Genomic DNA, 11,864 nt, shown 5'->3' on the forward strand with positions numbered 1-11,864 from the left:
AGTATATATAATTAAAAAGGATTTTACTTTTTGAGTGAAGGGATTTGAAATCGTGAAGAATTTCCTTAAAAGCTGGAGTGGCCTCGTTGCTGGTTCAAAGACGCGTTGGCTCACTTTATTTATTTGGATTTTACTTATTGGTGTATTTTCATTGATTTGGCCGCAAGTAAATGATGAGGAAACGACAGATCAGCAGCTGCTGCCCGATGATATGATGTCCGTTCAAGCAATGGAAATCGTGGAACAAGAATTTGCTGATGACTCGGGTACACCATTATTGCTTGTTTGGTACCGTGATGGTGGCCTTGAAATGGAAGATATGAAAATGATTCAGGGTCTTTATAAGGAATTGGACGCTGAACCGTTAGCAAAACAGAAAATGATTCCGCCATTTTCGGAGGTTCCTGTTGAAGCATTACTTGGAAGTGCTTCGGAAGACGGAGAGGCACTAACTACGCCGGTCTTTTTCGAGAAAGGGACGACGACAGACGAATATAACACGATATTAGAAGATTTACGCCTTCTGATTGAAGATTCCGCGAGTGAGAGAATCACACAAAAAGAGCTGGATGAATCAGGTCTTCACGTACGTTTTTCTGGTCCTGTAGGAATTCAAACCGACACAGTTTCCTTATTCAGTAATGCAGACTTCACGCTACTGCTCGGGACGGTAGTTATTGTATTTGCTCTTCTTATTATTTTATATCGTTCACCGATTCTTGCGCTTGTACCCCTTGTGGCGGTAGGGATTGCTTATGGTGTTATTAGTCCATTGCTCGGATTTTTAGCGAGTAAGGGCTGGATTGAAGTCGATGCCCAAGCGATTTCCATTATGACGGTTCTTTTATTTGGAGCGGGGACGGATTATTGTTTATTCCTGATTTCACGCTATCGTGATGAATTACGCTATGAAAGAGATAAATATACAGCATTAAAAAATGCGATGAGCGGTGTCGGCGGAGCGATTATGATGAGTTCATCATCGACTGTGATTGGTCTATTATCGCTTGCACTGGGAGTTTATGCTTCTTATCACCGGTTCGCGATTCCGTTTAGTTTATCCATTTTCCTAATGGGGATTGCGGCGCTTAGTGTCCTGCCAGCAATCTTGGCATTGATTGGGCGCTTTGCCTTTATTCCATTCGTACCACGGCCGGAAGAAATGATTCAAGAGTTAGAAGAGAAAAAAGGGAAGAAATTAAGACGGCCGAGAGAAACGAATCGATTCGGTAAAAAAATTGGCGAAGTTGTTACCAATCGCCCGTGGACGGTCATTCTCATCACACTCGTCGTTCTCGGTGGATTAGCTGCATTTGTGCCAAAAATTCAATACACATATGCTTTGCTTGATTCCTTCCCAGATGATATGCCGTCAAAAGAAGGTTTCACAATTATCTCCGACCATTATCCACCAGGTGAGATTGCACCAATTGAAGTAATTGTCGATGCGGATGGGGAAGAGATTGGATACTTAAAAGAAGAATTAGAGGACCATCCGTATGTGGAAGTTGTTTCTGACATGGTAGAGGGTGCTGAAAACAGTGAAATTAAGAAGTGGAAAATTACGCTTTCTATCGATCCGTATTCAGCGGAAGCCGTGGAGAGCATACCTGAAATTAAAGAAATCGCTGCGGGTGCATTAGGAGGTGCCGATGATCGAGTATGGGTCGGTGGAGAAACGGCAACTCTTTATGATACCGATCAGGCGACGAGCCGGGATCAGTCGGTTATTATGCCGGTGTTGCTGTTAATTCTTGCTGTCATGCTTGTAATTTTCTTGCGTTCGTTCGTTGCAATGGCCTATTTATTATTTACGGTCATTATCTCATATGCATCCGCACTTGGACTTGGTTGGATTGTGTTGCATTATATCTTTGATGTGTCCGCAATCCAGGGGCTTATTCCACTATATTCGTTTGTGTTCCTTGTTGCTTTAGGAATCGACTATAATATTTTCCTCGTATCAAGCTTATGGGATTATAGAAAAACGATGCCATTAAAAAATGCGATATCTAGAAGTGTTGCAGTTACAGGCGGTGTCATTAGTTCAGCAGGACTAATTCTTGCCGGAACCTTTGCGGTACTCGCAACGATGCCGTTTGATGTTCTCGTGCACTTCGGTACGATTACAGCGATTGGAATTTTACTTGATACGTTTATTGTCAGACCACTGCTTGTACCAGCGATTACTTCTGTTCTTGGCAGATTTTCGTTTTGGCCAGGTAAGCTGTGGAAATTGAAAGATGATGAAGCATTGAATGAACGGTCTAGAAATGAATAGTTTTATAAAAATGCGGATGGGTTTGGATATTAAGCAACACTAGCATTAAAAAATGAGGATCTTTTGATCCTTATTTTTTGCATTTTGGAAATGAGAAAAAAGTGAAGTGATAGAAGTTAGGTTCGAGATTTATGAACAGTGGTTACTATGAAGCGGCAATTATATCATTCTTTCATGTGCCAGGCAGCCGAAGTATTGGCTAAGTATACGTAAAATGTGAAGTAACGTGTATATAGGCAAACTATCACTTGTTTGCCTAGGAAGTAGGGAAACGGAGCGAAGTACTAGAATGTTACAGTGGACAGGTTCAAGATATTTAACACATAGCTGTGGGCAACGATTCACTTTGTCGTTTTTGCTTTGTTGAAGGAGTAACATAATGATTCCAGGAAAGTAAAACATTACAAGCTTGGAGTTGCTCTTCAAAATGACGAATATATACTTTCACTTTTTTACCGTTTCCCTCTGCTGGTGTTGTTACAATGGAAGCAACTGCTTCATACCAAACTCCCAAAATTTTTATCGAAATTGGATGGTAACCTGTTGTAGGTAATAGGATATCAGGATGAATGTTTATGTCTGCTATTTGGTAGTCCAAAAACTTCGAACGAATATTTTCTCGTGTAATGGTGCCTTGTGTTTGGTACAGACAAACAATTTTAGAATTAGGATTGTTCATATTATGTCCTCCTTTTTGTGTATTTACTATTTGTGAAGAATATCACTTAGTTTTATTATATAAAAAATTAACCATTAATGCAAGGGCTTTCATAAGTGGGAGGATGAATAGTAATTTGCTTTAGGAAAGAGGAAATTAGAACTTTGGTGATATTATTGAAAGCTATGATAGTGTTGAGACTTGAAGATCAGAGCATCTGTCCATTGAAAAAACGGGATTGTGGACTCTGACACTCTGACCCTCAAAGCTCCTTTTTATTTGATTGTATTCCCACCGTCAATAACTATGTTTTCACCTGTTATTAGGTTTGTTGCATCACTTGCAAGGAATAGAGCGATTGCTGCGACTTCTTCCGGGTAACCGAATCGTCCAAGTGGTATTTCTTTTTTCGCCTTTTCTCCTTTTTCGCCAGCCCATGCTTTTTGACCAAGTTCAGTTAAAATCACAGTAGGGGAGATTGCGTTCACATTAATGCCGAATTGTGCCCATTCCAAAGCAAGTACCTTCGTCATTCCTACAATTCCCGCTTTACTTGCCCCGTAAGCAACATGATTATCGAGAGCAATAATTGCTGCCTGGGAAGCTAAGTTGACTATCTTCCCACCATTACCTTGATCGATCATGACATTACCGACCTTCTGACACATCTTGAATGACCCTGTTAAATTCAAGTCAATCGTTTTTTGCCAGAAACTATCAGAAATATTTTCCGCATCGTCTAGTAGTGCCACGCCAGCACAGTTTACGAGAATATCAATCTTACCAAATATCTCTCTTACTTTCGAAACCGCTTGATCCATACTTTCATCATTCGTAATATCACATGTTACACCGATTGCATCCTGATCACATATTTCCTTGGCTGCCTCATTTACTCCTTCTTTCAAGTCAAGAATGGCTACTTTAGCACCTTTTTCCACATATAATTCTGCGATAGCTTTACCGATGCCGCTAGCCCCGCCTGTTATTACAGCAACTTTATCTGTAATATTAAAATTCTTATCAAATCCCTGAAAACCCATTCTAATCCCTCATTCCTCATTTTTTTTTTTCATTAAGTAAGCGATTACTAAAAGATAAGAAAAATGAACAACAATTACATAACTGTAATGTTGTTATCTTGTAGGTTCTTCGCAATACTCGTGCTAATCTGCTTTTCAGATATTAGTACATCAATTTCATCTGTAGTAGCAAATACAGAACTTGACGTTTTTCCTATCTTAGAGTAGTCGATAATAGCAACTATCTTTTTGGAACGCTTTACCATTTCCCTTTTTAATTCCACTTCATATAAGTTGAAGTCGGTTAGCCCATTTTCAACGGTATATCCACTTGCAGAAGTAAACATGATATCAATATTTACATGATCCAGGATACTAACACCGAGCTTGCCTTCAATAGAAGTTGAACCATTTGTAACAACACCGCCAACGAGAATAACTGTAATGGCAGGATTATCTTTTAGTTCAAGAGCAGATTGTATCCCACTTGTTACAACAGTTAAACGCATGGAACTTTCATTTATTTTACGAGCTAACGCCAATGCAGTCGAACTGGCATCAAGTAATATACATTGTTGATCCTCAATTAAATCAAAAGCCTTATCAGCTATTTTCATTTTTTCTTGAATGTTTTTCTTTTCACGAACAGAGAAGCTTCGATCGTTATCAGGGCTATCGTTTAAAATTGCCCCACCGTGAGTTCTTTGAAGAAACCCGCCTAATTCCATTTTGGTTAAATCTGTTCTCAATGTAGCTTCCGATACATCTAAATTCGATGCAAGCTCTTTGACGGTTACCCTTCCCTTATCCTGCAAGAGCTGCAAAATTTTATCTCTTCTTTCACTTGCGAACATTTTCATCTCTATAACATCCTTATACTTTATATTATCTCTTATGTTAGACGAAAAAGTGGAAATAATCAACGTGGAAACGAACTTTCTTTTGTTGTCGGGAATGAGCTTTAGTTTTATATAACGAAAGACTACGAAAATCTTCAATAATAATATTGACAAAACGAAAATCAATGATAATATATAAAGTGAGATGTAACCGATTCCAATTAAATGAATGAAAGTTACCTTTTATTTTTCATTGATTGAATCGCTTTTTTATAAAAATATTAATCTATCAAAGGAGAATGGAAAATGACAAATACAGTAGAGAATAGCAAGGTACAAAACCAAGAAGTACCAGAGACGATGAAGGCTGTCGTGGCATATGCTCCAAAAGATTATCGATATGAAGAAATAGAAACTCCGACTTTAGAAAATGATGAAGAAATTATTGTTAAGTTAGAAGCTTGTGGAATTTGTGCAGGTGACGTGAAAGCGTTTGAAGGTGCACCGAGCTTTTGGGGGGACGAAACCCAGCCGGCTTATATTAAAGCGCCGATGGTACCGGGACATGAATTTATAGGAAGAATTGTAGCGAAAGGTGATGCAGTAACTGATTTTGAAATTGGTGACCGAGTAATCTCCGAACAGATTGTTCCTTGCTGGGACTGCCGCTTCTGTAATAGAGGAGAATATTGGATGTGCCAGAAACATGATCTTTATGGCTTCCAAAACAATGTGAACGGTGGTATGGCGGAGTACATGAAATTTACAAAGGAAGCGATTAACTATAAAGTTCCTGAAGATCTTCCTTTAGAAAAAGCTATTCTGATTGAACCGTATGCATGTAGTCTTCATGCTGTACAACGTGCACAAGTGCAACTCGGGGATGTTGTTGTGTTGTCTGGTGCAGGTACACTTGGTCTGGGAATGATTGGTGCACTTAAAAAGTCAGGTCCTAGCAAACTTGTTGTATTGGATATGAAAGAGGACCGTCTAGAATTAGCGAAGAAATTCGGTGCAGATGTTGTACTAAATCCAGGCGAGGTTGATGTTGTTAAAGAAATTCAAGATATGACGGAAGGGTATGGCTGTGACGTTTATATTGAAGCAACCGGTCATCCATCATCCGTAGAGCAAGGACTTCACGCAATTAGAAAACTCGGGCGCTTTGTAGAGTTTAGTGTATTTGCAGAGCCGGTAACGGTGGACTGGAGTATTATTGGAGACCGTAAAGAGCTTGATGTTTTAGGTTCACACTTAGGTCCTTATTGCTATCCGCTTGTTATTGAAGGTATTGCGAACGGTGACTTCCCAACTGAAGGTGTAGTTACACATGAGTTGAGCTTAGAAAACTTTGAAGAAGGCTTTGAACTAATGGCAAAAGGCGATAAATCATTAAAAATTATTTTAAAACCTTAAAATTCAAGGGAGAAGGGATGGCGTACAAAGATGACGGATTTAGGGCAAAAAGGAACTTTGCTAGATAGAATGGGAATGCCGGCGCACTTAGCATGGGGTTATTTCGGTGTACTTATCTTCATGATGGGAGATGGGTTAGAACTGGCATGGCTCAGTCCGTATCTTGTAGAACAAGGGCTTACCGTCCAGCAAACGGCAACACTTACAACGGCTTACGGTATAACGATTGCAATAGGTGCTTGGTTTTCAGGTGTACTGGTTGAGGCGATTGGACCAAGGAAAACGATGATGTTAGGGGTAGCTTCTTATATTATTGGACATGTGTTGTTTGTTGGGCTTGCTATTACTACATTAAATTATGGATTAATGATTCCAACTTATGCGATGAGAGGATTTGGCTATCCATTATTTGCTTATGCATTCCTGGTCTGGATTACGTACAGGACACCACCGCATCAATTAGGGCGAGCAGTAGGCTGGTTCTGGTTTGTATTTACAGGAGGATTAAGTGTACTCGGTGCATTCTACTCTAGTTGGTCAATTCAAGTATTTGGCCATATCACCACATTATGGAGTGCGATTATTTGGGTGTTAATTGGAGCATTCTTTGCAACTGTAGTTAATCGGGATAAATTTGAAATGCCGGAAAAAGAAGAAGTGAGTGGAGCAGCATCTAAGGTTAAAGAGCTGCTAAACGGAATTACAATCTTAAAAAGAGAGCCAAAAGTTGCGATTGCAGGTGTAGTTCGTGTCATCAACCAATCATCACAATACGCATTTCCATTATTCTTGCCGTTATATTTAGCAGATCATGGAATCGCGACGACGGTTTGGTTAAATATTTGGGGTACTATCTTTATTTCAAATATCGTATTCAACTTAATCTTTGGTTATCTGGGTGACAAGTTAGGTTGGAGAAATACAGTCACATGGTTCGGTGCCGTTGGTTGTGGGGTCTTCACTCTCATGTTATTCTATACACCACAAATATTTGCCGGTAACGTAACGCTTGTAGCGATTGTTGGAATGCTATGGGGTGCATGTATCGCTGGTTTCGTGCCACTATCTGCATTAACACCATCATTAGTTGGTGACGGAGACAAAGGTGCCGCGATGTCGATTCTAAACCTTGGAGCAGGTCTATGTGTATTCGTTGGTCCTGCACTTGTAGCATTATTCTTTGATATGGTTGGCCCTCAAGGATTAGTATGGATTTTAGCTGGTCTATACTTCATCGCCGCTGTTTTAACAAGATTCTTGAAACTTCCAAACGAAGAAGGGAAAGAAGAAAAAGTAAAAGCGGGAGTACATTCGACAATATAATTGAATTACCCCCACAACAGTGGGGGGAAACTTAAAAATTAAAAAGTGAATGAATTTGATAATTACCAAAGTCGGCTTTCCCATCACCATATGTAGTTGGGAACGAACCAACTCAACTATATATGGTGATGGTGATGCAATAAATACGTATTATGAAATTCATTAAAGTAATAAACAAATGAATACCTATTGAAGGTTTGGTATTTTTAACGGAAAACGCTTTATTCTCTGATATAATTGAGTAGTTAGTTGATTGAGTAAATAATGAGCAAGGAGTGCATCAAGGTGAAAAAATTAATGAATGATTCTAGATATGTGGTTGAAGAAATGATAGAAGGATATGTCAAGGCGCATCCCGACTTGATCAAACAGTTACCAGAAAATGATAGAGCATTAGTAACCGCGAAGGAAACACGAGAAGGAAAAGTTGGGGTTTTAATCGGTGGCGGTTCTGGACATGAGCCTGGATTCTTAGGTTATGTTGGAGAAGGAATGGCTGATGGTGTAGCGGTTGGTAACATTTTTGCTTCACCTTCGCCGGATCCAATCTTGGAAGTAACGAAAGCAATTGATAAAGGAGCCGGAGTTGTCTATCTATATGGAAACTATGCTGGTGACGTGATGAACTTCGGCATGGCTGCGGAAATGGCAGACTTAGAAGAGGACATTGAAGTTGGTATGGCTTTAGCGACAGATGATGTAGCCTCAGCTCCTAAAGAAGAAAAAGAGAAACGTCGTGGAATTGCTGGTGAATTCTTCATTTTTAAAGCGACTGGAGCAGCTGCTGACTTCGGTTATAACTTGGAAGACGTTGTCCGGGTTGCTAAGAAAGCAAATGAAAATACCCGCTCTATGGGTGTAGGCCTTACTCCGTGTTCGTTACCGCAAACTGGTGAACCTAGCTTTGAAATTGGTGATGACGAAATGGAAATTGGGTTAGGACACCATGGAGAGCCGGGAATTGAAAAAGGACCACTTCAATCGGCTGATGAGGTTACAGAACGCTTAGTTAATGACATTTTAGCAGATATTGAAATTAAGAGTGGTGATAAAGTTGCGGTTCTTGTCAATGGACTTGGGTCCACAGCTAGAATGGAACTATATACAATGTTTCGGAAGGTAGAACAAATGCTAAGTGAATTAGGTATTGAGATTTACCGTTCTTATGTTGGAGATTATATTACATCCCTTGAAATGGGTGGAGCGTCTGTTACATTAATGAAATTAGATGATGAATTGATTAAAACAATTGATCATCCAGTAAATTGCCCAATGTTTGTTCAAAAATAAGGTGAAGGAGTTTTCAAAATGCAATTAACAGCTAAAGAATTAAAAGCTTATTATAAAGAGATTGTTAGTATGGTAGAAGAACAAAAGGACTATCTTTGTGAACTTGACCGTAAAATCGGTGATGGGGATCATGGTGTGACGATGTCTATCGGTTGGCAAGCTGTAAATGAGAAACTTGATAATGAGCTTGTAGACGAAGAAGATTGTGCGAAAGTAAGTATTACGGTAGGAAAAACATTCTTAAGTGCTGTAGGTTCTTCTGTAGGTCCACTATATGCAACAGGATTCATGAGAGGCGCTAAAGCAGTTAAAGGAAAAACAGTTCTTGAAGATAAGGATTTAGCGGAATTCTGGATTGCTTTTGCAAGAGGAATTAAAGAGCGCGGTCAAGCTGAAGTGGGAGATAAAACAATGGTAGATACGCTTGATCCATTTGCGAATGAATTGGAAACGAAATTTACAGAATCTGGAGAGTTTCTGTCTGCATTTACTGATGCTGTCGCAGCTGCTAAAGTTGGTATGGAATCAACGAAAGAACTCGTTTCTAAAAGAGGTCGTTCCAGTCGTCTAGGGGATCGCTCAGTTGGTGCCCAAGATCCAGGTGCAACTTCTGCCTATATGATTTTAGCTACTTTTTTAAACTTTGTTCAAGCTAAAACAGAACAAGCTATTTAATAACTAATTAACATAAAATAAAAAATAGAACCAGAGATATTATTTCTGGTTCTTTTTTATCAAAAATTACCAAAAATGAAAGCAAACGAAAGTAAAGAGTAAATAATAAAAGCAAATAACTTGAAAAACAATAATTTTTATATTAAAATGAAAGTAAATAATAAGAAGTACATGAGTATGGAGGAATGTAAAAATGAAAATCGCAATCGGCAGTGATCACAACGCATTTCAGTTAAAAGAAACAATTAAAGAATTTCTAGCAGATACAGAACACGAGGTAATCGACTTTGGATGTTACTCAGAAGATGCAGTAGACTACCCGGACGTGGCTTTCCAAGTGGCGGAAGCAATCAGTGAAGAAAAGGCCGAGAGAGGTATTTTAATTTGCGGAACTGGTATTGGAGTATGTATTGCAGCAAATAAATATCCAGGAATCCGTGCAGGACTCGCGCATGATGTTTATTCTGCAGAACGAGCACAGTTAAGTAATAACGCGCAAATCCTTACAATGGGATCACAAATTATTGGACCGGAAGTTGCGAAGAAAGTTGTTGAAGCTTACTTGAATGTAGCGTGGGCGGAAGGTTCCAAACAAAAGGTAGATAAGATTATCGAAAAAGAAGCAGCATTCGTAGGGGAAAACTTTAAGGAAGCAGTAGCTGGAAGTAATTGTGCAGTTAACTAAACATGCGAATCGAGGAGAATAAGCATGCAATCATTATTATTGGACTTTTTAAAAGTGACCGAATCAGCTGCAGTCGCTGCTTTGCCGTGGGTAGGCAGTGGCGACAAAATTGCAGCTGACGGCGCTGCAACAAATGCGATGCGGGAAACCTTGAATAAAATGAAAATGCACAGCAAGATTGTAATTGGTGAAGGCGAAATCGACGAAGCTCCGATGCTTTATATCGGTGAAGAGTTAGGAAAAGGTGGCAGTCACGAAGTCGATATTGCAGTAGATCCAATTGAAGGAACAACACCAACTGTAAATGGACAAGGAAATGCAATCACTGTAATCGCGGCTGCTGAAAAAGGGGCATTGCTTCACGCTCCTGACATGTATATGAAGAAGATGGCAGTTGGACCAAAGGCGAAAGGGCATATCGATTTAGACGCACCAATTGAAGAGAATATTAAAAATGTCGCAAAGGCGCTAGGAAAAGAAGTGACAGATTTAAATATTCTTATCCAAGACCGGCCGAGACATGAAGAATATATTGAACGAATTCGAGAAACAGGTGCGAAAGTACGTTTATTCCATGATGGGGACGTCATTTATGCGATTGCCACTTGTATTGAAAGTTTAGGTGTAGACATGTTCCTTGGAATTGGCGGTGCACCTGAAGGAGTCTTAGGAGCGGTTGCGATGCGTTGTATGGGTGGAGAAATGCAAGCAAAACTCTTACCGCGTAATGAAGAAGAGATTGCTAGATGCGTAGAAATGGGTATCAATAATTTCGAAAGCGTTTTAACGCAGGATGATTTAGTGCGCACCGATGATTGTCTGCTCGCGGCTACTGGAATCACAGATAATATTATCATTGATGGAATTGAAACAATCGATGGCAACTACCACATTTCTTCTATTCTCGTAAATGGCAGGGAAAAACAAGTGAGATATGTGAAGAGTGTTTACCCAGTGAAAGCGCTCGTTTAGCACAATAAAATGTTAGGAGGTTTTTTAGATGGATTTCTATTTAGATACAGCAAATGTTGAAGAAATCAAACGAATTAATCGATTGGGATTAGTGGACGGTGTTACAACAAACCCTTCCATTATAGCAAAAGAAAATAGAGATTTTAAAGAAACAATTAAAGAGATTTGTGCACTTGTGGATGGCCCGGTCAGTGCGGAAGTAATCGGACTTACCGTGGAAGAAATGGTTGGAGAAGCGCGTGATATCGCAACATGGGCATCGAATGTCGTTGTGAAAATTCCGATGACGGAAGCTGGATTAGAAGCCGTGAATATCCTTTCTAAAGAAGGAATCAAAACGAATGTTACGCTGATTTTTTCCGTATCCCAAGGATTAATGGCGGCAAAAGCAGGTGCAACGTATGTCAGCCCATTTGTAGGAAGAATTGATGACATCGGGGAAGATGGACTGGAATTGATTCAGAACTTGAAAACGACCCTTCATAATTATGGTTTTGAAACGAAAATCATCACAGCAAGTATCCGGACGATTAATCATCTGGAAAAAGCGGCAATTGCCGGAGCAGATATTGCGACGATTCCAGGATCCCTATTACCGAAATTATGGAAGCATCCATTAACGGATAATGGAATTGAGCAGTTTTTAGCTGATTGGGAAACTGTTCCAAAATAAGTTTACGAGCTATATTTGAAAGGGATGATG

General features: G+C 39.6%; 11 protein-coding genes. 8 read left to right on the forward strand and 3 right to left on the reverse strand.

The genetic code is table 11. The features are described from left to right. Window positions 1-49 precede the first annotated feature (49 nt). Window positions 50-2,281: an MMPL family transporter gene (locus LZD48_RS15560; RefSeq protein WP_235763695.1), complete on the forward strand. Its 2,232-nt coding sequence runs from the start codon at window positions 50-52 to the stop codon at window positions 2,279-2,281. Between the two features lie 316 nt (window positions 2,282-2,597). Here the strand turns inward: LZD48_RS15560 and LZD48_RS15565 are convergent, their stop codons facing one another. The 3 genes from LZD48_RS15565 to LZD48_RS15575 all read right to left on the reverse strand — a co-directional run bounded on the left by LZD48_RS15565 (window position 2,598) and on the right by LZD48_RS15575 (window position 4,821). Beyond that, window positions 2,598-2,960: a riboflavin kinase gene (locus tag LZD48_RS15565; protein ID WP_235763647.1), complete on the reverse strand. Its 363-nt coding sequence runs from the start codon at window positions 2,958-2,960 to the stop codon at window positions 2,598-2,600. Between the two features lie 254 nt (window positions 2,961-3,214). Then, a complete protein-coding gene (locus LZD48_RS15570; RefSeq protein WP_235763648.1) occupies window positions 3,215-3,982 on the reverse strand; it encodes an SDR family oxidoreductase in 768 nt (255 codons plus the stop codon). Window positions 3,983-4,056: 74 nt separating this feature from the next. After that, window positions 4,057-4,821, reverse strand: coding sequence for a DeoR/GlpR family DNA-binding transcription regulator (locus LZD48_RS15575; protein WP_235763649.1), 765 nt, complete (start codon window positions 4,819-4,821; stop codon window positions 4,057-4,059). A 285-nt stretch (window positions 4,822-5,106) separates the two neighbouring features. Here LZD48_RS15575 and LZD48_RS15580 point away from each other — a divergent pair, with 285 nt between their 5' ends. From LZD48_RS15580 to fsa, 7 genes are all read left to right on the forward strand, one after another. Next, entirely contained in the window at window positions 5,107-6,216 is a 1,110-nt protein-coding gene (locus tag LZD48_RS15580; RefSeq protein ID WP_235763650.1) for an MDR/zinc-dependent alcohol dehydrogenase-like family protein, read from the forward strand. Window positions 6,217-6,246: 30 nt separating this feature from the next. Further along, window positions 6,247-7,539, forward strand: coding sequence for an MFS transporter (locus LZD48_RS15585; protein ID WP_235763651.1), 1,293 nt, complete (start codon window positions 6,247-6,249; stop codon window positions 7,537-7,539). 285 nt (window positions 7,540-7,824) lie between these two features. After that, window positions 7,825-8,829: a dihydroxyacetone kinase subunit DhaK gene (locus LZD48_RS15590; RefSeq protein ID WP_235763652.1), complete on the forward strand. Its 1,005-nt coding sequence runs from the start codon at window positions 7,825-7,827 to the stop codon at window positions 8,827-8,829. Between the two features lie 18 nt (window positions 8,830-8,847). After that, window positions 8,848-9,504, forward strand: a complete 657-nt coding sequence (dhaL, locus tag LZD48_RS15595) for a dihydroxyacetone kinase subunit DhaL (RefSeq protein ID WP_235763653.1) — start codon at window positions 8,848-8,850, stop codon at window positions 9,502-9,504. A gap of 193 nt (window positions 9,505-9,697) precedes the next feature. Beyond that, on the forward strand, window positions 9,698-10,189 hold the full coding sequence (gene rpiB / locus LZD48_RS15600) for a ribose 5-phosphate isomerase B (protein ID WP_235763654.1): 492 nt from the start codon (window positions 9,698-9,700) through the stop codon (window positions 10,187-10,189). 24 nt (window positions 10,190-10,213) lie between these two features. After that, window positions 10,214-11,161, forward strand: a complete 948-nt coding sequence (gene glpX, locus LZD48_RS15605; RefSeq protein WP_235763655.1) for a class II fructose-bisphosphatase — start codon at window positions 10,214-10,216, stop codon at window positions 11,159-11,161. Window positions 11,162-11,189: 28 nt separating this feature from the next. After that, window positions 11,190-11,834 (forward strand): fructose-6-phosphate aldolase, encoded by a 645-nt coding sequence (gene fsa / locus LZD48_RS15610; protein WP_235763656.1) that lies wholly within the window; start codon window positions 11,190-11,192, stop codon window positions 11,832-11,834. The last annotated feature ends 30 nt before the right edge of the window (window positions 11,835-11,864 follow it).

The sequence above is a fragment of the Oceanobacillus alkalisoli genome, from assembly GCF_021556485.1.
GTDB lineage: Bacteria > Bacillota > Bacilli > Bacillales > Amphibacillaceae > Oceanobacillus > Oceanobacillus alkalisoli.